This window comes from Rhizobium sp. WYCCWR 11128 (genome assembly GCF_013416305.1).
Lineage (GTDB): Bacteria > Pseudomonadota > Alphaproteobacteria > Rhizobiales > Rhizobiaceae > Rhizobium > Rhizobium indicum.
The window spans coordinates 97,794-119,204 of sequence record NZ_JACCEZ010000011.1 but is presented as its reverse complement, the minus strand read 5'-3'; the positions used below and the strand labels follow the sequence as shown (position 1 = coordinate 119,204).

Here is a 21,411-nt window from a genome sequence, read left to right as displayed (position 1 = left end):
TCAATTTCAGGCGATCTTCTGGCGGACCGGCAGTTTCCAGCCGGGTCGGACGAAATGGCAGGTATAGCCGTTCGGAATCCGCTCCAGATAATCCTGGTGCTCGGGCTCGGCCTCCCAGAAATCGCTGACCGGCACGACTTCGGTGACGACCTTGCCGGGCCACAGGCCGGATGCATCGACATCGGCGATCGTATCCCTGGCGACGCGCTCCTGCTCAGGGGTGACGTAGAAGATCGCCGAGCGGTAGCTCAAGCCGACGTCATTACCCTGGCGGTTGCGCGTGCTCGGGTCGTGGATCTGGAAGAAGAATTCGAGGATTTCCCGATAGCTGATCCTTGCGGGGTCGAAGATGATCTCGATCGCCTCGGCATGGGTTCCGTGGTTGCGGTAGGTGGCATTCGGCACATCGCCGCCGCTATAGCCGACGCGGGTCGAAATCACGCCGTTATATCGGCGGATCAGATCCTGCATGCCCCAGAAGCAACCACCGGCGAGGACTGCACGTTCTTCGGTCATTGGATATCTCCTTTTCCGCAAGAGATAGTGTCTCCTGCCGCCGATTTCCACACGGTGCAAAGAGCACAGCTGTGCAATTTCCCTGCCGAGACCCCCGATCCTGTCATGTCGATGTTACGCGCCGGCGCTAGCAAGGCCTTGGACAATCCTGCGGAGGCTGAGCCTCGACACCTGATGGAGACGGTTATGAATAGACGCGAATTTCTGATCACATCGTCGGCTGCAGCCGGTCTGCTGGCTCTTCCGCGTTTCGCATCGGCTGCGGCCGGCACGATCGATCTCTACAGCGGTTCGGATGCCAACATCGTCGACCTCTGGAACAACGTCATCCGCCCGGCCTTCGAAAAGGCGCATCCGGGTGTTGCCCTGAAGGTGATCGATGCCGGCGATAATAATGGTCTGCGCGCCATCGCCGACCGTGCGCTCGCGGCGCTGAAGACAAAGACCGATCCGCAGGCCGACCTTTTCGAGCAGTTCGATCCGCGCCTGCCGTCCGGCGGCATCGATGCCGGGCTCTGGGTCAAGTTCTCCGCCGAGAACATCGAAGGCTACGACCATATCAACCCGCTTGCCTTCGATACCCCCTACTCGCTGCCCTATCGCGGTTCGCAGGTGCTTCTCGCCTACGACACGACCAAGCTCGATCCGAAGGATGCGCCGAAGAGCTGGGATCAGCTCACCGCCTGGATCAAGGCCAATCCGGGCCAGTTCATCTACAACCGTCCTGACAAGGGCGGTTCGGGTGGCAATTTCGTCCGCCGCGCGATCCATGAGGCCAATGGCCGCGATCCGAAGAAGTTCAAGATCGACAATTTCACCACCGACTTTGCCACTGAGACGCTGACGCCGGCCTGGAAGATCCTCAACGACCTCGCGCCTGCGCTCTATGACAAGGGCGCCTATACGGCCGGCAACACCCAGTCGATCCAGTTGCTCGCCCAGGGCGTCGTCACCATGGTGCCGGTCTGGTCGGACCAGGTGCTGCAGGCGATCTCCCAGGGTGTGCTGCCTGATACGACCGGCCTCGTGCAGCTTACCGATCTTGCCCTTTGCGGCGGCTTCTCCAGCATCACCGTGTTCTCGAACGGCGCCAACAAGGATGCGGCCCTCAAGCTTGCCGCATTCATGCTGACGAAGGAAATGCAGGAAGCGATCATCACCGAGATCGGCGGCTTCCCGGCTATTTCCTGGGACCACATTTCCGACGATCTTCGCAAGAAATATGCCGACGTCATTCCCTCGACCATCCCGACTTTCCCGGGTGGCGATTGGGAAAAGGCGATCGCCGACGGCTGGTACCGCAACGTTGCTCCGGGCATCAGCCGCACCTGATGTCCACTGACACTGCGCCGGCGGTTCTGCGCCGTCACCGGTCCATCAACAGGGGGAGTTCCATCGGGCTCCTCCTCGTTGCCCTACCGGTCCTCCTGCTCGCATGGCTGATCGTCTTTCCGATCTTTTCGGCTGTCGTCGGCACGATCTTCGTTCGGGGCCCCGACGGCGCGACGGAATTCTCGCTTGCCTCCTATCGCTTCTTCTTCACCGATGGCTACAGCCTCGGCAATCTGTGGCTGACGCTCTGGACCACCGCCGTCTGCGGTATTCTGCTTCTGGCGATTGGCCTTCCGATCGCGCTATACCTCCGCTTCTCGCAAGGGCGACTTGCCGCCTATGTGCAGGCTCTTGCGATCTTCCCGATGTTCGTGCCGTCGATCATTCTCGCCTATGCGCTGATCAGGACGATCGGGCCGAACGGCACCGTCGACCTGCTGCTGAACGCCGTCAGCCTGCCCAAGCTGCGCACGCCCTATCTGACGCCGTGGGGACCGGTCATCGGCCTCGTCTGGGACAATCTTCCCCTGACGGTGCTGATGCTGACGGCGGGGCTTTCCTCCGTTTCGAACAGCGCGATCGAAGCCGCCCGCGATGTCGGCGCAAGGCCGCTTCGGGTCTTCGTCTCGATCATCCTGCCGCGCATGGGGAACTCGCTGCTGGTGACTGCTTCCTTTGCGGTGCTTGGCATCTTCTCCGCCTTCACCCTGCCCTATGTGCTCGGCTCCGCATCGCCGGAGATGATGGGGCCGTTCATGCAGCGCACCTTCGCCGACATGAACGACCCACTGAACGCCATGACCCAGGCCGTCATCACATTCGGCTTCTGCCTGGTCTTCGGTATCTTCTATATCAGGTCGATCGCCCGCAACCGCGAGGCCCAGCCATGAGTGCCGGTAGATCGGGTACGGATCTTCGCTTCGACTGGATCGGCATGCTCTTCGCGTGCCTGCTGACGCTGTTCATCGCGCTGCCGCTGATCGTCGTCGGAACGTGGGCTTTCACCGAGGTCTGGCGTTATCCATCGGTGATCCCGCAGCAGTTCGGCCTGCGTTTCTGGGGCCAGACGCTGGCGCGTCCGGATGTCTGGGAAGCGCTCTTCCTCAGCCTGCGGCTGACGACGACGGTGACCATTCTTTCCGCCGTCATCTGCCTTCCCGCGGCTTACGCCTTCGCCCGCATGCGCTTTCCCGGCAGGAACATCCTGTTCCTGTCGTTCCTCGCATCGCATGCCTTCCCGAAATTCGGCCTGCTCGTCGCCATTGCCGGCATCTTCCTACAGCTCGGCCTGATCAGCACTTTCTGGGGCGTCGTGCTGATCCAGCTTGTCGGCACGCTGATGCTGATGATCTGGATCCCGGTCGCAGCCTTCCAGAATGTCGACCGGCGCATGGAAGAGGCGGCGCGCGATGCGGGTGCCACGCCGCTGCGCGTCTTCTGGTCGATCACCCTGCCGCAGGCCGGACCCACGATCGCTGCCGCACTGCTTTTGACCTTCGTCGGCACCTTCTACGAGACGGAAGGTGCCTGGCTGATCGGCGCGCCTCAGGTCCGCACCATGCCGGTGCTGATGATCAGCTTCATCAACAATCAGATCGTCGTGCAATACGGCGCCGTACTGTCAGTCATGTTGTGGGTGCCGTCCTTCATCGCGCTGATGTTTGCCCGCCGCGTGATCGGCACCGGCGCCTTTGCAAGAGGTTTTGGCGCGTGAGGTTAATTCAGGGAAGGGTTTGAGATGGCACATCTTTCGATCGAGGGCGTTTCGAAGCTGTTCGGGACCGCCTTTGCCGTTCGCGACTTCTCGCTCGAAGTCGGAGACGGCGAGCTCGTCTGCCTGCTCGGCCCATCCGGTTCCGGCAAGTCGACGCTTCTCAGGATGATCGGCGGCTTCGAGCGCCCAAGCGGCGGAACGATCCGCATCGACGCGAAGGATGTGACGGTGCTGCCGCCCGAGCGGCGCCCGACCGGCATGGTGTTCCAGAGCCATGCGCTCTGGACGCACATGGACGTCTTCAACAATATCGCCTTCGGCCTGAAGCTCCGCCGGCTGCCGAAAGCGGAAATCCGGCAACGCGTCGAGGATGCTTTGGCCCTGGTCGGCCTCGCCGATTGCGGGCGGCGGATGACGACGCAACTCTCCGGCGGTCAGCAGCAGCGCGTCGCGCTTGCCCGCTCGCTCGTGCTTGAGCCGAAGATCCTTCTGCTCGACGAGCCCTTCGCCAGCCTCGACCAGCATCTGCGCGAAAGGCTGCGGGAGGAAGTGCGCGATATCCAGCGGCGCCTTGGCATCACCACGCTCTTCGTCACCCACGGCCAGGACGAGGCCTTAGCGCTCGCCGACCGCATCGTCGTCATGCGCGACGGAGGCACCGAACAGATCGCGCCGCCGAGCACCATCTACCGGCAGCCGCAGACGGCTTTCGTCGCCGGGTTCATCGGCTCGATGAATTTTGTCCAGAGCCGCGTTAGAAACGGCGTCTGTGAGCATCCGCTGTTCCCGCTTCCGGTTCCCGTCGAGGATGGGCCGGTGACGCTTGCCGCCCGCCCGGAAGCGCTGACGATCCGTCCCTCGGAGCGGGTCGATGCCGCGACAGTCCATCGCACCGTCGATTTCGGCACCCACAAGATGGTCGATGTCGATCTTGCCGACGGCACCCGCCTGAAGGCGATGGTCGCACCGGACGATCGGATTCGGGCCGGGATGAGGGTCGAGCCGAGTTTCGCCGGCTTGTTCGTCTTCCGCGACAACGAGCTCGTCCATCAGTCGATGCCGGCAAAGGGCGATGTGGAGATCGAAGAGCTCCTGCGGGTTTAGACGGTAGGAATGCGCCGGTTCACGCCTTGCTCTGGAAGCCTTCCAGCAGCCAGGGATGCAGCGCCTTGCTGGCGGCCAGGATATCGCTCTTTCCGACAACCTTAGCGCCGGAAAAACGGGTGACGATGCCGCCCGCCTCTTCGACCATCAGCGCCGAGGCGCCGAAATCATGGATCGCGAGCCCGTCTTCGAAGAATCCGTCCAGCCGGCCGCAGGCGACATAGGCAATCGACAGTGCCGCCGAGCCGAGGCGGCGCACACCTGCCGTGTTCGCCATCAGGCGTTTGATGGCCTCGAAATAGGTCTCTTCCGCAACCGCCGTGACCTGGCCGGGGATCGGCAGCCCGGCACCGACAAGCACATTCTCGATGTCACCGACATCGGCGCAGCGGATACGTTCGCCGTTCAGATAGGCGCCGCCACCGATCTCGACACTGAACAGCTCGTCCTGCATGGCGTCATAGACGACGCCCATGACGAGCCTGCCGCTTTCGACGATCGAGATCGTCATGCCGAAATGCGGAATGCCCCAGGCGTAATTGGTCGTGCCGTCGATCGGGTCGATGTAGATGATCGGAGTGTCCGGACCCGCCGTGCGGTTGCCGACGGCTTCCTCGCCCTGGATGGCATAGTCCGGGAAGGCCTTCGCCATCTCGTCGACGATGATCCGCTCGACGGCGACATCGATTTCGGTCTGATAATCGCGCGGCGCCTTGGCGAGCATTTCTGCCGACGTTCGCCGCCGCAGCGAGCCGCGGGCAGTTTCGCCCGCCTTCAATACTGTTTCGGCAAGCACGACGAGACGGGACGAGGCGGTCGGGGAAAGACGCGCGGAAATCTGGGAAGATGTCATGAGAAAAGTCCGGATGCTGCTGATATGGACGGAGTGAATCGCGAGGAGCCCATCCCTTCGCAGAGGCCGATGATGATTTTATGAAGCGCGCTCATACCGAGCGGATTATCTCAGGATCGCTTCAAGCTCGGAAATGGTCGGAAACGCCTTTCTTGTTCCATGTCTTGAGACGGTGACGGCCGCGGCTGCAACTGCGTGTTCGATGGCTAACCTGTCCAGCCGCTGTCCGCGCAGCGCGCAGGATGCAAGTGCTGCGGCCATGAACGTATCGCCTGCGCCCGTTGTATCCACAACATCGCAGATCTGGGCGGGCACTTCGATGCTATCGTGCCGGTTCACGAGCGTCGCGCCGTCGCCGCCCAGCGTCAGGACGATTTCGCGCAGCCCGCGGCTCAACAGATATTCGGCTGCATCCCTGCCCGTCGCTCCCGTCAGGGCCTGCGCCTCACCCTTGTTGAGGAAGGCGATGTCGATCAACCCCCAAAGATCGGAGAAATAGGAGCGCACCGGCGAGGGATTGAACGCGGTGATCATGCCGATCTCTCTTGCATGCTCCAGGATATCGCGGGTCGTCTGGTCGGACAGATTGCCCTGCAGCATCATGAAATCGCCGCGACCGGCCGTCGACAGGATCCGCCTGACATGAGACAGGGACAGGCTCTGCGCCGATTCCGTCGTCGTGACGATGGCATTCTCACCGCCTGGCAGCCGGAAGATGATCGAGACATCGCTCGACGCCCCTTCCATTTCGATCAGTTCGCTCCGAAGCGGCTCGTCCGCGAGGTAATGGCGTATCATATCGGCCCTCGCATCCCTGCCGACGGGCGCCACCAGCGTTGTCGGCACGCCGCAGCGGGCCATGACGACCGCCTGGTTCGTGCCCTTGCCGCCGAGATCGCTTCCGCCGGCATTGCCGAGGATGGAAGCGCCGATGACGGGAAGTTCGGAGACGGCAATGGTTTCGTCGATGGCGACGTTACCGACTATGTAGGCGCGCATGCATCCGCTTTCGCAAGGTGAAGCTAAAGATAAGACGCATCGTGAAAATCGATCTCGAGCTGCATCGCCCGGCCGAAGATCGCGCTGAGCCGCGCTTTTTCATCCTCTTCCAGCGTTTCTCCTGCCATGTCGAGTTCATTCTTCAACCATTGCGCCTGGGCGGCAAAATTCGGATCGACATGCAGGTCGACCCATTCCTTCAAGAGCGGATTGCTGATCGGGCGGTTAGCTGCTTCCTTCGACCAAGTCCAGTACATCCACTCGGCCGCAAACATCGCCGCGACCGTATCGAGGAAGCCGCCCTGGCGGGCGATTTCCAACATGCCGGCGCGAAAGGCCTCGACCTCGGCGATGCCGGTGTCGAAGGACGAGGGATCGATGCCGCAGCTGGCGAAGGTGCGCTCGAAATAGGTGATCTGCTCGTTGGCAAGCGCGTCGAGAACCGCGATCAGCCAGCGCTTCTGCGTCATCGTCTTGGCGGTCGCCGCCGCATAGGCAAAGATCGAAATGGCGCTGTCGACGAAGGCGCCTTCATAGACGAGATAACGCTCGAACGCCTCCTTGCTCAGCCTGTCATTTTTCACGTCCTCGACGAAGCGGTGGTTCAGCATCGCGCCAAGGACAGCGTCGTTCTCGCGCAGGATGCGGGCCGAAAGGCTCTCTGCCGCCATGCTCAGCCCTCCAGTCCCGGTTCGGCCGCCGCCCGGAAGGCGCGCACGCGCTCGACGTCGACCGGGTTCCACCAGACGCCGCCGTGCTTCAGCGAAGACGCAACGATGACGCCATTGGTGCGGCTCAGAATATCGACGATATTGTCCTTGTTGACGCCGGAGCCGACGAGCAGCGGCAGGTGCGTCGCCGCGCCGATTTCCTCGATCTCCTCCATCGTTGCCGAATTGCCGGTCCGCTGGCCGGTAGCGATGACGCCGTCGGCATCGAAGAAGGCGAGGTCGCGTGTCAGCTCCTGGATCGAGCGGTCGGCGACGATAGCGTGGCTGCCATGCTTGACGTGGCTGTCGGCAAAGACCTTGATATGCTCGGCCCTGAGCAGCGAGCGATAGCGCATGGCTTCGGCGGCCCTGCCCTCCATGAAACCTTCATTGGCGACATAGGCATTGGCCCACTGATTGACGCGGATGAATTTGGCCCCGCCTGCCATGGCGATGGCGAAGGCCGGGATCGGCGCATTGGCCAGCACGTTGACGCCAAGCGGAATGCCGGCTGCGCGCGCGATCCGATCGGTGACGACGGACATGAACCCCGTCGTCTCGGGGCCGATATCCTCGGGCTTCGAAAACGGCACATCGCCGTGATTTTCGATGATCAGCCCGTGCAGGCCGCCTTCCACGCAGGCTTCGGCGTCGCGCATGCACGCGTCGTAAATCGTATCCATCGCAGCCCCCCGGTAGCGCGGCGCACCCGGAAAGGCGGGGCAATGGATCATGCCGATCAAAACCTTGTCCCTGCCGAAGATATCCCTGATGGCGTTGGACGGCCTGTCCGAAATTTCCTGCATGTCATTCCCTTTCCAATTCCCGCCGCGTGCTGAAATCATGCCTGCTTTTCGGTGAGCCAGCCGAGGATGTTCTTCCAGAGCCGGCCATAACCTTCCCATTCGCAGAAAGCGGGCGAGAGCCAGTGCGGGCCGATATCCGACGTCCAGGCCGCCGTCCGCCCAGTGCCATGCGTACCGACGACGAGCAACGGATGGCCGCCCTGATCCTCGGGCAGACGTGCGACGATCTCGACGTCGGCCCGGTCGCGCACTTCAACCTCGTTGACGCCGAGAAGCACCGGCCATGCACCTTCGAGACCCCGCATCGTCGGATGCTCCGGCTTCACCACCTCGGCAACAGTTCCCTCGGGGATCTCGACGCGGTCGTCATAAGGCAGGCACGTGACGGGCAGCGTGTCTTCGACGGGGGTGCGACGCCAGCGCGCCTTGCCGTCGATGCCCTGGAAGGAGAAATAGCCGCCGACCATCAACAGGCCGCCACCCTTTTCCACCCATGCCTTCAGAAGCTTCAGCCGGTTCGGCACGGTGCGCGAATGCAGCCACACATCCGGCGGCAGCAGCAGCGAATTGGCACCGATATCGGAGAGGATGATGGCGTCATAGACGTCGAGCCCCGCCATATCGAAGGGGAATTTCTCCACTGCCTCGTGCGCCGGCATGTAGGTGAGCTCGAAGGCGCTGCCGGCGAGCGCCTTCACCAGCGGTTCGGCGCCGAGATGGAAGGTGACGCTGCCGAACTGGTCGAAGCCTTTGTAGTGCGTGGCGGAGCTGACCCAGCTCTCGCCGACAAGGAGGATTTTCTTGGTCATGGTCTGCGGTTACCTGTGATCGATTGAATTGATGGAGCTAAAGCACGTCGCGCAAAAGTGTGAAGCGGTTTTGCGATAACGACATGCGTAAAAACAAAGACCTAAAGCGCGACGCGCTTTAGCCCCCGGCATGAAAGACGCGGCGCGGATTGCTGCGCATCATCTCGTCGAGAACCGTCCTGTCGAGGCCGTGCCGCTGAAGACGGGGAAGAAAATGGCGAAGGATATAGGCGTAGCCATTGCCGCCGTAATGCGTCAGCATCATCTTCAGAAAGACGTCGTGCGACAGAAGAATCCGGTCGAGATATCCGGTCTCGACAAGACGCACGATCGCGCGCGCCGCCTCCTCGTCGCTCGGGCACTGCACCTGCTGGTCGGCATAGAAGAAGTCCATGCCGATCATGTCGTATTCGATGAAGGCGCCACGCTCCGCCAGCTCGCTCTGATAGGCAATGTCGTCATGCGATGGATTCATGTGGCAAAGCACGGTGTGGCGGAGATCCGCCCCCTCTTGCGCCACCACGTCGAGCACGCGGTGGCCGAGGCGGAACCAACCCGGCAGATGCACCATCAGGGGAAGCCCGGTCAGCACTTGCGCCCGGGCAGCGCCGCGCAGCGATTTTTCTTCCTCGGCGGTGAAATCCGAGGAGACGCCGATCTCGCCGATCAGGCCGATCCTGACGCCGGTGCCGTCGACGCCTTCCCTCGCCTCGCGGACGATCTCTAATGCGATGTCATCGACGCTCATTGCCGCGACGCCTTCCGGATGTGAGGATCCGAGGTAATAACCGGCCCCCATCACGATGTTGAGGCCGGACGCTTCGGAGATGCGCCGGAGCGCCAGCGGATCACGGCCGATGCCCTTGCAGGTCGGTTCCACCACGGTGCGCCCGCCCGCCGCGGCGAAGTCCTTGAGTTCGGCCACCGCCAAATGTTCGTCGTCGAGCGTGATATTGTGCTTGTTGACGAAGGGATCCTGCCTGAGTTCGCCGAGGATCTCCATGCAGACGAAGCTTTCGGCGAGATATTGCCGTTCCGGCGTCTTCGGCGCATGCCACCAGCAGCGGCAGTCGTTGAGGATATGCTCGTGCATCAGCGTCACGCCGAGTGCATCCGCCGAAACGGGGCCGGTAACGGTCATCACCTTGCCGGAGTGGACATGCGCTTCGGACAGGCTATCTGCTGTCTGTTCGCTCATCGCTTCATCCTTTCCTGCCCAGCCGGAAATGGAAATTGGCCGTGAAGATGCGCGTGTTCAGCCAGATGGCGACGAGGATGATGGCGCCGGTGACGATCTGGGTGAAGAACGGCGATATGTGCATCAGGATCAGGCCATTGCCGATGACGGCGATGGTCAGCGTGCCGAGCACGGTGCCGAGGATGGTGCCGCGTCCGCCCATCAGCGACGTTCCGCCGAGCACGACGGCGGCGATCACCTGCAGCTCGAAGCCGACGGCGGCATTGGATGAGCCGGAGCCGAGGCGAGCGGCGATCAGCAGGCCGGCGACGGCGCAGGCGATCCCGGAGATGATATAGACCGAGGCGATGATCCATTTGGCGGGCATGCCGACACGCCGCGCCGCCTCCGCATTGGAGCCGACCGCCACGACCTGACGGCCATATTTGGTCGCGGTGATGACGACGTAACCGAGAATGGCGATGACGACGGCAATGACCGCCGGGATCGGGAAGCTGAGGATTTCGCCCCGACCGAGCGCGAAGAAGCCCGGTGCATCCTTGATCGGGATGGAATAGCCCTGGGTCAGATAGAGCGCCAGGCCGCGCAGGATCGAGAGGCCGGCGAGCGTGACGATAAAGGCCGGAATGCCCTGATAGGCGGTAAACCAGCCCTGAACCAGCCCCATGAAGCCGCCGAGCACGAGCATGCCGATGACGACCGACGGCCAGGGAACACCCATCGCCATGACGATCGCCGCGACCGCATTGACGAGGGCGACCTGCGAGCCGACCGACAGATCGATGCCGCCGGTGATGATGACGAAGGTCATGGCGATGGCGACAATCAGGATGGGAGCAGCCTGGCGCACGATGTTCAGGATATTGCCAAGCGTGAAGAAGGTTTCGCTGCCGATCGAGAAGAAGATCATGCAGGCCAGGAAGAAAATGGCGATCGACAGGACCTGTGCGTGTTCACCGAAGAAATCGGCGACGCGCGAGCCGTGGCCGCGTTCCGTATAAGCCGTCATTGTCTGGCTCCTTCACCGACGATCAGCCTGACGAGATCCTCGAGGTTGGTGCTGCCGATCTGCCGCTCGGCCACCATCGTGCCCTCGTACATCACCGCGATGCGGTCGCAGACCCGGAAGAGGTCCTGCAGCCGGTGGGTGATGAGGATCACCGAAACGCCGTTCGCCTTGACGCGGTTGATCAGGGCCAGCACCGCTTCGACCTCCGCGACTGCAAGTGCTGACGTCGGCTCGTCCATGATCAGCACCTTCGGCTTGAACGAGGCGGCGCGCGCAATGGCGATCGCCTGGCGCTGCCCGCCGGAGAGCTGAGCGACCTTGCCGGTCAGCCTCGGGATGCGGATCTCAAGCGAATCCAGCATCTTGCGCGCTTCGGCCAACATCGTCCTGGTGTCGAGAAACGGCCCGCGGCTGAGTTCACGGCCGAGAAAGAGATTGCCGACGACATCGATATGATCGCAGAGACTGAGATCCTGGAACACCATTTCGATGTTACGCCCACGCGCATCCGCGGGGCCGGAGAAACGAATCTCTTCGCCTTCCATGGTGATTGTGCCGGCATCGGGAATGTAGGTTCCCGAGATAATTTTCGTCAGCGTCGATTTGCCGGCGGCGTTATCGCCGACGAGGCCCAGGCATTCGCCGGGGAAGATGTCGAGATCGACGCCGCGCAGGGCCTGGTGCGAGCCGAACGACTTGCGGATGCCGCGTAGCGAGATGCGCGGGTCGGATCGGGTGCCGCCGGAAGTTCCGGTTCCGGAGGGTGCGAGCCCTCCGGAAGCGGCGGCAGCGATGTCACGCTGTCCGCTTTCGATCATTTGAAGACGGCCCGGTACGGCTCGACATTCTCCTTGGTGACGATGGTGATCGGCACCGAGATCGTCTTGGTGACGGCTTCGCCGGCCGAGGCCTTGACGAGTGCGTCGACGGCGGCACCGCCCATTGCGGCCGGATCCTGCTGGACGACGGCGACGACGAAGCCGGCATCGATGCCGGCAATGGCTTCGGCAGTCAGATCCCAGCCGAACACCTTGATCTTATCCTGCTTGCCCTGGCTCTGGACGGCGGCGATCGCCCCCATCAAGGCCGGCTCGCCGGTGGCGTAGATCGCGGTCAGGTCAGGATTGGCGGTGATCAGGTTTTCAGCCGCCGCAAGGGCGTTGTCCTGGATGTTCTGCCCATCGACGACGCCGGCCATTTCAATGCCGTCGACGCCTTTCATGGTCTTTTCAAAGCCCTCTTGGCGGATGTTCTGGATGAACGAGTTCAGCGCGCCGACAACGCCGAGCTTGGCTTTGCCGCCCATGTTCGCCTTGACGTAGTCGAGGAAGTATTTGCCCATATCGGCGCCGGCCGCGGCATTGTCGACGCCGATCTGTGCCTTCTGCGGGCCATCAGGCAGGATGGCATCGATGGCGACGACGGGAATGCCGGCATCGGCCGCCTGCTTGACCGCCGGCATGATACCATTGACGTCGATCGCCACGACCGCAAGGCCGGAGACCTTTTCCTGAACATAGGTTTCGATGGCGCTGTTCTGCGCCGTCGTCTCGTTGTTGGCGTTGAAGATCACCAGCTTGACGCCGGCGGCATCGGCCGCCTTCTGGGCGCCCTCATTCATCTGGTTGAAGAAAAGTGCCTGCTGGTTGATCTGCACCAGCGCGACGGTCTTCTTTTCCTGCGCCGCGGCGCTGGACAGGCCGATGAAGGTCAATGCCGTGAAGCCGGCGGCGGCGATCATCGTTCGTCTTGTCAAATTCAGTGTCATGTTCTCATCCTCTTTTGGTTTTTTGACGTTGCTGATTATTATTTCGCAGGCGGCGCAACGGAGTTCCGCACCACGATTTCGACAGGCAGGAGTTCTTCCGAGGCGGATGGTTTCCACTCGTGCCAATTGGTTTCCAGTAGCAGCTCCAGCGACCGCCGGCCGATCTGGCGCACCGGCTGACGGATGGCCGTCAGCGGCGGCGCAAAGAGATGAAGCGGACCGACATCGTCGAAGCCGATGACCGAGATGTCAGCAGGGATCGAGACGCCTTGGCTTCTGAAGACCTCGACCAGCCCGATGGCGATCTCGTCGGAGCTGGCGAAGATCGCCGTCGCCTTCCGGTTTCCGGAGAGATAGTCGAGCGCAGCCGCACGGCCGTATTCTATCGTATATTCGCCGGCATAACGATCGGCCCGGGCCTCGTCGCCATGCTGTTCCCTGAGCGCCTTCAGCAGGCCGTCATAACGCCTGCGGGCACTGATCATGCGCTCGTCGCCGCCGATGAACAGGACATGGCGATGGCCTTGTTCGGCCAGATGCTGGCCGGCGAGATAACCGCCCTGCTCATTGTCGCAGAACAGCTTCGGCGCCTTCGAATTGGGAATGTCCTCGTCGACGATGATGACCTTGCCGCTGCCGTTGATCAGCGCGGCAAGCGCGCCGTCGTCGGGATGGTTGGTGACGAAAATCAGGCCGTCGACGTGATTGCGCTCGATCAGCTGCAGATATTCGATCTCGCGTCCCGGCCGGTTGAGCGTGGCGTGCAATGAGACCGCGAGCTTCTTTTCATCGGCCGCCTGCTCGACGGCGGCGACGAGCGTTGCGAAGAAGGGATTGGCGATATCGGGCACGACGAGGCCGATCGTGTCCGAGCGGCCCCTGCTCAACCGGCGCGCATGCGGGTTCGGCCGGTAGTTCAGCGTCTTGATCGCATCCTCGATGCGCTTCTTGGTCTGAAAGGGAAGATCGAGACTTCCGTTGACGAAACGCGACACGGTGGTGACCGAGACGCTGGCAGCGGCGGCAACATCCTTCAGACTTGGCGTCGTTCCCCTGGCCATTGATGGACCTATTGTAAAGCGGTTTAGTAAAGCGCTTTACAAGACAATATCGATTGCTCGCCGTTGTCAACAGCGATGAATGTGCAGGATCTGTTTTTTTGCGAGACGATCGAAGCTCGACCGGCAGGATGTCAGCCGATCGTCGGGTCGAGCTTGTCGCGCAGCCAGTCTCCGGTGATGCTGATCGACAGCGTCGTCAGCATGATGACGAAGGACGGCGCCAGCATGATCCAGGGCGCGCGGGTCAGATATTCGCGTCCGTAGCCGACCATGTTACCGAGGCTGCTCATCGGCGGCTGCACGCCGAGGCCGAGGAAGGAAAGGCTGCTTTCCATCAGGATGATCTCTGGGAAAGTCAGCGTCATCGAGACGATCAGCGTCGAGGCGATGTTCGGCAGGATATGCTTGAGATAGACATGGGCCGGCTTGGCGCCGAGCTGCGTGACGGCGGCGGCATAACCCTGGCCACTGGCGGCGATGGCAAGGCCGCGGGCGATGCGCGCATAGCGTTCCCAGCCGTAGAAGCCCATCAGGCAGATAAGCAGCGGCAGCGAACTGCCGAAGAAGGCAAGTACGGCGAGCGCCATGATCAGGAACGGCATGGCGGCCTGAAAATCGGCAAGCATGACGACGATCTGTTCGACAACGCCGCGAAAATAGGCCGCGAGAAAGCCGAGCGTCGTGCCGACGAAGGCCGAGATCAGCGTTGCGCCGAAGGCGATCAGCAGCGAGATGCGGATCGACACGATGAGGCGGGAGAGAACATCGCGGCCGAGTTCGTCGGTTCCGAGCCAATGCGCGGCATTGCCTGGCAGTGACAGCCGGTTCTTCAGGTCGAAGGCGGTGATATTGTAGGGCCGGATCCAGTCGGCCGTCAGCGCGATCAGGATCACGACGGCGATCCAGGCGAAGCCGATGATCACGAAAACGGGCACGCCGCGCTTCTTCGTTGCGCGCACTTCGTGGATGACGGTCGCCGGTTGAGCAGAGATATTTGTCATGGTTCCGCTCCTTAATGCCTTGCCTGGTTGCTGCGCAGACGCGGGTCGAGATAGCCGTAAAGGATATCGACGACGAAATTCGAAAACACCATGGTCGCTGCCACCAGCAACAGGATGCACTGGACGACGGCGAGATCGCGGTTTGAGACGGCGACGACGAGAAGCCGGCCGACGCCTGGCCAGGAGAACAGCGATTCCACCACGACGGCGCCGGCGATCAGTGTGCCGACCATGAAGCCGGCGATCGTCACGATCGGGATCGCCGCATTCGGCAGCGCATGGCGCCAGACGACGTTTCGCCAGGCAGTGCCCTTGGCGCTGGCGGTGCGGATATAGGGCTGGCCAAGCACCTCGATCATCGCGCTTCGGGCAAAGCGGGCAAGAATGCCGGCACCGCCGATGCTCATGGTGATGATCGGCAAAATGGCATGCATCCAGCTGTCCTGGCCGCCCGATGGCAGCAGGCCGAGCGTGACGGAGAAGATCAGCACCAGCACGAGGCCGAGCACGAAGCTCGGCATGGTGAAGCCGACCACCGCGCTCGCCATGACGGCGCGGTCGGTCGAGCTGTCGCGGTGGAGGGCGGCGTAGACGCCGGCCGGAATGCCGATCACCAGCTTAAGGATGAGGGCCGGGATCGTCAGCTCCAGCGTTGCCGGAATGCGGTCGAGCACGAGCTGGATCGCCGATTGGCCGTCGCGCATCGAGATACCGAGATCCCCGCGGGCGATCGCCCCGAAATAACGCAGATACTGCACCCAGATCGGCTGATCGAGACCCCAGGCGGTGCGGAAGGCGCGGATTGCCTCCGGCGGCGCTTCCGGACCCATGATCGTCAAGGCCGGGTCGCCGGAAAGACGCAGGACGACGAAGGCGAAGGTGACCACCAGCACGATGGTCATCAGTGCGCGGAACGCTCTTATCAGGAAGAAACGGATCATGGCTCAGCTCTCCATGAGCGTTGATGCGGGTGCGGGCGCAACAAGGTGGCAGGCAGCTCTCCGGCCCGCCTCGACGGTGACGAGTTCAGGCGTCTCGATGCGACAGCGCTCGACCGCATGGCCGCAGCGGGGATGAAAGGCGCAGCCGGCAGGCCGGGCAGCGGGGTTCGGCGGTTCTCCCTGCAGGATGATACGGTCGCGCAGCGCCGTGCCGGGAACCGGAACGCTGGAGACCAGTGCCTGCGTATAGGGATGCAACGGGCTGCGGAAAATATCCTCCGAAGCTGCTTCCTCGACGATCCGGCCGAGATACATCACCGCGACTCGATCGGCGATGTTGCGTACGACCTTCAGGTCATGGCTGATGAAGGCCATGGCGATGCCGCGCTTTTCCTGCAGGTCGCGCAACAGGTTGATCACCTGCGCCTGGATGGAGACGTCGAGAGCCGAGACCGGTTCGTCGCAGACCAGAAGCTCCGGATTGGTGGCGATGGCGCGCGCTATGACGACGCGCTGGCGCTGGCCGCCCGAAAGCTCGTGCGGATAACGCTCCGCCTGATCGCGGCGAAGACCGACGGCGACGAGCAGTTCGTCGACACGTTCGCGCCGCCCCTCCCCGCTTCCGACGGCATGGATGGCAAGCGGTTCGCCGATCTGAGCGCCGATCGAGATACGCCGGTCAAGGGCTGCCAACGGATCCTGGAAGACGAGCTGCATGCGCGCCCTCAGGCTACGCCAGCGCGGCGTTCTGAGTGCCGGCATCGCCTCCCCGTCGAATCGGACGCTGCCTTCGGTCGGAGCTTCGAGCCCGAGCAGCAGCCGGCCCATCGTCGATTTTCCTGAGCCGGATTCACCGACGATGCCGAGCGTCGTCTTCGGCGCGACCGACAGCGAAACGCCGTCGACCGCCCGGACATGGCTCGGCTTTCCGAAGACGCCGCGGCGCATCGTATAGGTCTTGACGAGGTCGTTCGCTTCGATCAGCTGATGTTCGCTCATGCCCATGCCACTCCCTGCTGTGCCTGCGTGAGGTTCGGCTTTGATGCGGTGGCGCCGTCGCCGAGCGGATGGAAGCAGGCGGTTGCACGGTCGTCGTCAAGTGCGACGAGCGGCGGCACCTTGTTATGACAGAGTTCCGAGGCATGGCCGCAACGCGGCGCAAAGGCGCAGCCGCCGGGCATCCGGCCGGGCTGCGGCACGGTGCCGGGTATCGGTACCAGCCGGTCGCGGCCGGCATCGATACGCGGAATGGCATCGAATAGTCCGCGCGTATAGGGATGGCGCGGCGACCGGAACAACGATTCCGTCGGGCATTTCTCGACGATGTTGCCGGCATACATGACGCAGACGCGTTCGCAGATCTGCGACACCGCCCCGAGATCATGACTGATGAAGACGATCGCCATGCCGGTTTCCTCGCGGATCGAAATCAGCAGATCGAGGATCTGCGCCTGGATGGTTGCGTCCAGCGCCGTCGTCGGCTCATCGGCGATCAGCAGATCAGGATTGCCGGCGAGCGCCATGGCGATCATCAGCCGCTGGTTCTGGCCACCGGAAAATTCATGCGGAAAATTGTCGAAACGGCGCACCGCGTCAGGAATGCCGACCATTTCCATCAGGCGGACGGCCTCGTTGCGGGCGGCCCTGCCGGTCAGGCCGCGGTGCAGTTCGACGGCTTCGGCGATCTGGCGCCCGGCGCGGATAACCGGGTTGAGCGAGCTCGACGGATCCTGGAAGATCATGGCGATGCGGCTGCCGCGAATGCTTTCGAGCTTCGTGCGCGACGCGTCGATCAGCTGATCGCTGCCGAGACGCACGCTGCCTGAGACGGAAGCCTTTCCAGGCAGGAGCCCGAGTGCCGCCAGCCAGGTGACCGACTTGCCGCAGCCGGATTCGCCGACGAGACCCACCGCCTCGCCCTTCTCGATCGCCAGATCGACGCCGTGCAGGACTTCGATACCGCTGAAAGCGACCTTCAAATTGGAAATTTCGACCAATGGCATTCGCCTCTCCCTCTTGCATTCCCGCCGGCCGCCAGATCCGAATGAGAGCATGATGTCGTCCGAAAACCGCTCACACTATTCGGCATCATGCTCGTGCCTGTCGGGCTTGCCTGGTTTCCGGATAGCCGGTGCACCAAATGGCAGCGAGCCGGAGTTTCCCCCGGCTCGCTGATGTCGTCAGGTCTTGATCAGGACCAGTTGCCCTGGCGGAAGTCCATGGCGAAGGCCGATGCGGCCTTCCAATTGATCGACTTCGACTTGGCGGTGAAGACGGCGTTCTGGTGGAGAACGGTATAGGCGGGGTCTTCGCGCTCGCAGATCTGCAGCATGCGGGCGAAAGCGTCATGACGCTTGGCGCGATCGGTGCTGGTCTCGAGGAAGGTCGACAGCGTGTTCATTTCGGCGTTGGTCCACTCGCCGACCTGCTGCTGCTGGCCGTTCGGACCGTGCTGGGCGACGATCGAGGAAACCGGATCGGGGAAGCTCGCGGAGTTCGACCAGTCGCGGACGGCGCGCGTCGGCGTCTTTTCGAGGATCTGCTGCCAGTTTTCCTTCATCTCGATCTGCACATTGAGGCCGACCTGCGCCCACATTTCGACGAGGATCTGCGCCGTCGGGGTCTGGTTGGTATAGTAGTTGTTCAGCAGGCGATACGGGATCGGATCGCCCTTGTAGTTGGCTTCCTTGAGAAGTTGGCGGGCGAGATCCGGATTATATTCCGGCACGGTCCAATCCTTGACCAGCATGTCGCCATAGAAGTCCCACTGCAGGCCGGCCGGAACGCGCGTGCGGCCTGCCCAGAGCGAGTCGACGATCGCCTGGCGGTCGATGGCATGCGTGAAGGCACGGCGCACCAGCGGGTTTCCGAGCTGGGCATGGGTCTTATCGAACACAGTCAGGCGGTGGTTGGTGATGATGCCGCCCTGGACTTCGAAGGCCGCGTTCTTTTCAATGCCTTCGATCTGGTCCGGCGGGATGTCGCTGGCGAGGTGATATTCGCCGGACAGCAGGCCGTTGACGCGCGAGGCGACTTCCGGAACTTCGACGAAGCGGATCTGCTTCACCGGAGGACGGCCGCCCCAATACTCGTCATGCGCTTCGTAGATCAGGTAGGTATCCGGCTTGAATTCGGCGACGCGGTAGGGACCGGTGGTGATCGGTGCGCGGGCCCAGTCGAGATAGCTCTTGGCCTCATCCCAGCTGCGGCGGTTGGCGATGGCGCTGGCGGCAACGGAGATGCGGCCTTCCATCGTCACGTCAGGCGAACCGTTGACGAAGCGGACGGTGTATTTGTCGATGATTTCGATGCCGAGCAGGGCCGGCCAGATACGGCGGGCGACGGCCGGAATTTCGACCGGCAGTTCCTTGCTTTCGCGGCCGAGCGGGTTCTTTTCGGTGACGAAGATCGTCTTGCCGGTGCTCGGCTGCGTATCGCCGAACATGCGTTCCTTGCTGAAGGAGAAGGCGACGTCTTCGGCCGTCATCTCGTCGCCATTGTGGAATTTGACGCCCTGGCGAAGTTTCAGCTCGACGGTCTTGTCGTCGATGCGGCGCCATTCGGTGGCGAGCGACGGAACGGCCGAGAGGTTGCCGAGCCAGTCGAGGCCGATCAAGCTTTCCCAGAGCGACGAATTGAAGATGCGTTGGCCGACATTCGACTGTTCGCGCAACGTATCCAGCGTGTTCGAGTTCGAGATCTTCTGGACGGCGATGGTGATCGAAGGACGGTTGTCGGCCCGGGCGATGGAAAAACGCGGCAGGATCAGCGAGCTGGCGACGCCGGTGGCAAGGCCGAGAGCACCGCGACGGGTGAAGGTGACCATGGGAATATCTCCTTGGGTTCTCTGGTGGTTCGGATCAATGGCTGCGTTCGCTCAGGCCTTCGGGGCCGGAGCGATAGTGGGTCAGGGTTCTGTCGGCATGTTTCAGGCGCCAGGAGAGCGCCTTCTGCGCATAGTCCCGCACGAGCGCGGCATAGGCCGGATCGTCGGCGAGATTGGTGAATTCGTTCGGATCGTGCTGCAGATCGAAGAACAGCGGCGGCAGCGCTGCGAAATGAACGTATTTGTATCGCTCGTCCTGGATGACGCAGAGGCTGCAATCATTCATGCCGAGGCCGAGGAAACTCTGCGGCTCGGAATAATAGACGTCGCGGAAGTCGTATTCGTAGTGCAATTCGGTACGCCAATCCTGCGGCCGGCCCTCGCTCAGGAAGGGCAGCAGCGACAGGCCGTCACAGGCGTGCGGGATCTTTCCGCCGAGCCAGTCGAGAATGGTCGGCATGACGTCGATGCTCTCGGTGAAGCCGCTTTCGATCGCACCGGCGCGTGCATTTTCGCCGGCGTCCTTGATGACGAGCGGAATGCGGAAGCTCGGATCGTTGTAGCCGATCTTGCCGAGCAGGTGATGATCGCCGAGCTGCTCGCCGTGGTCGCTGGTGAAGATGATCAGCGTATCGTCCCACTGTCCGGTCTCATCGAGATAGTTAAAGACCCGGCCAAGGCAATCGTCGACCTCAGTAATCAGGCCGCAATAGGTCGCGCGCATCTGGCGCAGTTCCGCTTCGTCGAGCGTCGCACCGGACCCTTCTGCGCCCTGGAAGAAGGAGCCGCGGCGGATGCTGTCGACATAGAATTTCATCAACGGATGTTGTGCAGCCTCGGTGTCCGGGTTGGCTGCGCGGATCGGCGCCGGCATGTCTTCCGGCCGGTACATGGCATGATAGGGAGCAGAGGCGACAAAGGGCGGATGCGGCCGGTAATAACCGAGATGCAGGAAGAAGGGCTTGCCGTCGCGGCCCTTGAGATAGGTCAGCGCCCGCTCGGTGAAGAAGGTCGAGTCCGAAAATTCCTTCGGAATGCGTGACGGACGGTCGGTGGCGCCGGCAACGGCGCCCTCGCCCTCGGGCAGCCAGATATCAGGACGATGCTCCGGCAGCTCGAAGCCGTTCTGTGCCACCCAGCCAAAATAGCCCTCCATATTGGGCTCGAAGGCGCCGACCGGATGGAAGCCGTCCATCATGTCGCCGAGCACCCTGAAGCGCGGATCGTTCGGCGAAGTGGTGCGCGGATCCGGCACCGTCGTCGTATAGCCGATCAGCGCCGGATCGTAGCCGACGCCGCGCAACGCCTTGCCGAGGTTGAGGTGGCGCTGGTCGAGCGGCACCGTGTTCTGCACGGCGCGATGGTTCATCAGGTAGAGGCCGGTGAGCAGGCTCGCACGGGCCGGGCCGCAGGGAACGCAGGTCGTCACATGGTTCCTGAAGGTCACGCCCTCGCGACAGAGCCGGTCGAGATTGGGTGTCTTCAGGAAATCGTTTTTCCCGTCGGCACGCAGAACGTGCGGAACGAAATCGGCTCGCCATTGGTCAACGACGATGAGTAGAACGTTTTTCTTTCGCATGGAGCCCCCACTTGTGCGGGGCTGTTTGAACCGCGATTATTGCAGCGCGATGACCACTTTTTCAAAGTTCCATGACATTGAACGGATCGTGGGTTTCTTCGCTTTTATTCCAGAAGCGTCATGCAATTGTAATATTCACGACACACTCATCGCGCGCGCGTGACCTGACCGCGGCACGCACTGTC

General features: G+C 62.4%; 21 protein-coding genes. 4 read left to right on the top strand and 17 right to left on the bottom strand.

Annotation, left to right across the window (positions count from 1 at the left end):
• Positions 1 to 6: 6 nt before the first annotated feature.
• On the bottom strand, positions 7 to 516 hold the full coding sequence (msrA, locus tag HX898_RS27010; RefSeq protein WP_138334093.1) for a peptide-methionine (S)-S-oxide reductase MsrA: 510 nt from the start codon (positions 514 to 516) through the stop codon (positions 7 to 9).
• A gap of 186 nt (positions 517 to 702) precedes the next feature.
• Between msrA and HX898_RS27005 the strand changes: the two genes are divergently transcribed.
• The 4 genes from HX898_RS27005 to HX898_RS26990 are packed head-to-tail and all read left to right on the top strand — an operon-like array spanning position 703 to position 4,666.
• Positions 703 to 1,848: an extracellular solute-binding protein gene (locus HX898_RS27005; protein ID WP_180196294.1), complete on the top strand. Its 1,146-nt coding sequence runs from the start codon at positions 703 to 705 to the stop codon at positions 1,846 to 1,848.
• A complete protein-coding gene (locus HX898_RS27000) occupies positions 1,848 to 2,738 on the top strand; it encodes an ABC transporter permease subunit (RefSeq protein ID WP_138334090.1) in 891 nt (296 codons plus the stop codon). Before HX898_RS27005 ends, HX898_RS27000 begins: the two co-directional genes overlap by 1 nt.
• A complete protein-coding gene (locus HX898_RS26995; protein WP_138334088.1) occupies positions 2,735 to 3,562 on the top strand; it encodes an ABC transporter permease subunit in 828 nt (275 codons plus the stop codon). The genes HX898_RS27000 and HX898_RS26995 overlap by 4 nt, the downstream gene beginning before the upstream one ends.
• A 24-nt stretch (positions 3,563 to 3,586) precedes the next feature.
• A complete protein-coding gene (locus HX898_RS26990) occupies positions 3,587 to 4,666 on the top strand; it encodes an ABC transporter ATP-binding protein (RefSeq protein WP_180196293.1) in 1,080 nt (359 codons plus the stop codon).
• Positions 4,667 to 4,685: 19 nt separating this feature from the next.
• Here HX898_RS26990 and HX898_RS26985 read toward each other — a convergent pair whose 3' ends face one another.
• The 16 genes from HX898_RS26985 to pehA all read right to left on the bottom strand — a co-directional run bounded on the left by HX898_RS26985 (position 4,686) and on the right by pehA (position 21,226).
• A complete protein-coding gene (locus HX898_RS26985) occupies positions 4,686 to 5,519 on the bottom strand; it encodes an inositol monophosphatase family protein (protein ID WP_138389926.1) in 834 nt (277 codons plus the stop codon).
• Positions 5,520 to 5,624: 105 nt separating this feature from the next.
• Positions 5,625 to 6,518 (bottom strand): ribokinase, encoded by an 894-nt coding sequence (locus HX898_RS26980; RefSeq protein WP_180196292.1) that lies wholly within the window; start codon positions 6,516 to 6,518, stop codon positions 5,625 to 5,627.
• A gap of 23 nt (positions 6,519 to 6,541) precedes the next feature.
• The gene (locus tag HX898_RS26975; RefSeq protein ID WP_138389928.1) at positions 6,542 to 7,189 is read right to left on the bottom strand and encodes a TenA family protein; all 648 of its coding nucleotides are present in this window, start codon (positions 7,187 to 7,189) and stop codon (positions 6,542 to 6,544) included.
• 2 nt (positions 7,190 to 7,191) lie between these two features.
• Complete coding sequence (locus HX898_RS26970) at positions 7,192 to 8,034, bottom strand: BtpA/SgcQ family protein (RefSeq protein ID WP_138389929.1); 843 nt, start codon at positions 8,032 to 8,034, stop codon at positions 7,192 to 7,194.
• Between the two features lie 35 nt (positions 8,035 to 8,069).
• The gene (locus HX898_RS26965; protein ID WP_180196291.1) at positions 8,070 to 8,843 is read right to left on the bottom strand and encodes a glutamine amidotransferase; all 774 of its coding nucleotides are present in this window, start codon (positions 8,841 to 8,843) and stop codon (positions 8,070 to 8,072) included.
• Between the two features lie 118 nt (positions 8,844 to 8,961).
• Positions 8,962 to 10,041, bottom strand: a complete 1,080-nt coding sequence (locus HX898_RS26960) for a phosphotriesterase (RefSeq protein ID WP_138334074.1) — start codon at positions 10,039 to 10,041, stop codon at positions 8,962 to 8,964.
• A 4-nt stretch (positions 10,042 to 10,045) separates the two neighbouring features.
• On the bottom strand, positions 10,046 to 11,050 hold the full coding sequence (locus tag HX898_RS26955) for an ABC transporter permease (protein ID WP_138334072.1): 1,005 nt from the start codon (positions 11,048 to 11,050) through the stop codon (positions 10,046 to 10,048).
• Positions 11,047 to 11,868: an ATP-binding cassette domain-containing protein gene (locus tag HX898_RS26950; RefSeq protein ID WP_138334070.1), complete on the bottom strand. Its 822-nt coding sequence runs from the start codon at positions 11,866 to 11,868 to the stop codon at positions 11,047 to 11,049. The genes HX898_RS26955 and HX898_RS26950 overlap by 4 nt, the downstream gene beginning before the upstream one ends.
• Positions 11,865 to 12,818, bottom strand: a complete 954-nt coding sequence (locus HX898_RS26945) for a substrate-binding domain-containing protein (protein WP_138334068.1) — start codon at positions 12,816 to 12,818, stop codon at positions 11,865 to 11,867. Before HX898_RS26945 ends, HX898_RS26950 begins: the two co-directional genes overlap by 4 nt.
• Before the next feature lie 38 nt (positions 12,819 to 12,856).
• Positions 12,857 to 13,879 carry a LacI family DNA-binding transcriptional regulator gene (locus tag HX898_RS26940; protein WP_138334066.1) on the bottom strand — a complete coding sequence of 341 codons (1,023 nt, stop codon included), beginning with the start codon at positions 13,877 to 13,879 and terminating at the stop codon, positions 12,857 to 12,859.
• Between the two features lie 131 nt (positions 13,880 to 14,010).
• Positions 14,011 to 14,880 carry an ABC transporter permease gene (locus HX898_RS26935; RefSeq protein ID WP_180196290.1) on the bottom strand — a complete coding sequence of 290 codons (870 nt, stop codon included), beginning with the start codon at positions 14,878 to 14,880 and terminating at the stop codon, positions 14,011 to 14,013.
• An 11-nt stretch (positions 14,881 to 14,891) separates the two neighbouring features.
• A complete protein-coding gene (locus HX898_RS26930) occupies positions 14,892 to 15,821 on the bottom strand; it encodes an ABC transporter permease (RefSeq protein WP_138334063.1) in 930 nt (309 codons plus the stop codon).
• Between the two features lie 3 nt (positions 15,822 to 15,824).
• Positions 15,825 to 16,826: an ABC transporter ATP-binding protein gene (locus HX898_RS26925; protein ID WP_138334061.1), complete on the bottom strand. Its 1,002-nt coding sequence runs from the start codon at positions 16,824 to 16,826 to the stop codon at positions 15,825 to 15,827.
• Positions 16,817 to 17,824 carry an ABC transporter ATP-binding protein gene (locus HX898_RS26920; RefSeq protein ID WP_180196289.1) on the bottom strand — a complete coding sequence of 336 codons (1,008 nt, stop codon included), beginning with the start codon at positions 17,822 to 17,824 and terminating at the stop codon, positions 16,817 to 16,819. Before HX898_RS26920 ends, HX898_RS26925 begins: the two co-directional genes overlap by 10 nt.
• A gap of 188 nt (positions 17,825 to 18,012) precedes the next feature.
• A complete protein-coding gene (locus tag HX898_RS26915; RefSeq protein ID WP_180196288.1) occupies positions 18,013 to 19,647 on the bottom strand; it encodes an ABC transporter substrate-binding protein in 1,635 nt (544 codons plus the stop codon).
• A gap of 34 nt (positions 19,648 to 19,681) precedes the next feature.
• Entirely contained in the window at positions 19,682 to 21,226 is a 1,545-nt protein-coding gene (gene pehA, locus HX898_RS26910; RefSeq protein WP_138334056.1) for a phosphoric/sulfuric ester hydrolase PehA, read from the bottom strand.
• Positions 21,227 to 21,411 lie beyond the last annotated feature (185 nt).

Excerpts from the sequence above, each read along its gene's own strand:
- HX898_RS27000 (WP_138334090.1), top strand. The coding sequence starts at position 1,848 with ATGTCCACTGACACTGCGCCGGCGGTTCTGCGCCGTCACCGGTCCATC.
- HX898_RS26955 (WP_138334072.1), bottom strand. The coding sequence starts at position 11,050 with ATGACGGCTTATACGGAACGCGGCCACGGCTCGCGCGTCGCCGATTTC.
- HX898_RS26915 (WP_180196288.1), bottom strand. The coding sequence starts at position 19,647 with ATGGTCACCTTCACCCGTCGCGGTGCTCTCGGCCTTGCCACCGGCGTC.
- HX898_RS26990 (WP_180196293.1), top strand. The coding sequence starts at position 3,587 with ATGGCACATCTTTCGATCGAGGGCGTTTCGAAGCTGTTCGGGACCGCC.
- HX898_RS26980 (WP_180196292.1), bottom strand. The coding sequence starts at position 6,518 with ATGCGCGCCTACATAGTCGGTAACGTCGCCATCGACGAAACCATTGCC.
- HX898_RS26940 (WP_138334066.1), bottom strand. The coding sequence starts at position 13,879 with ATGGCCAGGGGAACGACGCCAAGTCTGAAGGATGTTGCCGCCGCTGCC.
- HX898_RS26985 (WP_138389926.1), bottom strand. The coding sequence starts at position 5,519 with ATGACATCTTCCCAGATTTCCGCGCGTCTTTCCCCGACCGCCTCGTCC.
- HX898_RS26920 (WP_180196289.1), bottom strand. The coding sequence starts at position 17,824 with ATGCCATTGGTCGAAATTTCCAATTTGAAGGTCGCTTTCAGCGGTATC.
- HX898_RS26925 (WP_138334061.1), bottom strand. The coding sequence starts at position 16,826 with ATGGGCATGAGCGAACATCAGCTGATCGAAGCGAACGACCTCGTCAAG.
- HX898_RS26950 (WP_138334070.1), bottom strand. The coding sequence starts at position 11,868 with ATGATCGAAAGCGGACAGCGTGACATCGCTGCCGCCGCTTCCGGAGGG.
- HX898_RS26935 (WP_180196290.1), bottom strand. The coding sequence starts at position 14,880 with ATGACAAATATCTCTGCTCAACCGGCGACCGTCATCCACGAAGTGCGC.
- HX898_RS26960 (WP_138334074.1), bottom strand. The coding sequence starts at position 10,041 with ATGAGCGAACAGACAGCAGATAGCCTGTCCGAAGCGCATGTCCACTCC.
- HX898_RS26930 (WP_138334063.1), bottom strand. The coding sequence starts at position 15,821 with ATGATCCGTTTCTTCCTGATAAGAGCGTTCCGCGCACTGATGACCATC.
- HX898_RS26970 (WP_138389929.1), bottom strand. The coding sequence starts at position 8,034 with ATGCAGGAAATTTCGGACAGGCCGTCCAACGCCATCAGGGATATCTTC.
- HX898_RS26975 (WP_138389928.1), bottom strand. The coding sequence starts at position 7,189 with ATGGCGGCAGAGAGCCTTTCGGCCCGCATCCTGCGCGAGAACGACGCT.
- pehA (WP_138334056.1), bottom strand. The coding sequence starts at position 21,226 with ATGCGAAAGAAAAACGTTCTACTCATCGTCGTTGACCAATGGCGAGCC.
- HX898_RS26945 (WP_138334068.1), bottom strand. The coding sequence starts at position 12,818 with ATGACACTGAATTTGACAAGACGAACGATGATCGCCGCCGCCGGCTTC.
- HX898_RS27005 (WP_180196294.1), top strand. The coding sequence starts at position 703 with ATGAATAGACGCGAATTTCTGATCACATCGTCGGCTGCAGCCGGTCTG.
- msrA (WP_138334093.1), bottom strand. The coding sequence starts at position 516 with ATGACCGAAGAACGTGCAGTCCTCGCCGGTGGTTGCTTCTGGGGCATG.
- HX898_RS26995 (WP_138334088.1), top strand. The coding sequence starts at position 2,735 with ATGAGTGCCGGTAGATCGGGTACGGATCTTCGCTTCGACTGGATCGGC.
- HX898_RS26965 (WP_180196291.1), bottom strand. The coding sequence starts at position 8,843 with ATGACCAAGAAAATCCTCCTTGTCGGCGAGAGCTGGGTCAGCTCCGCC.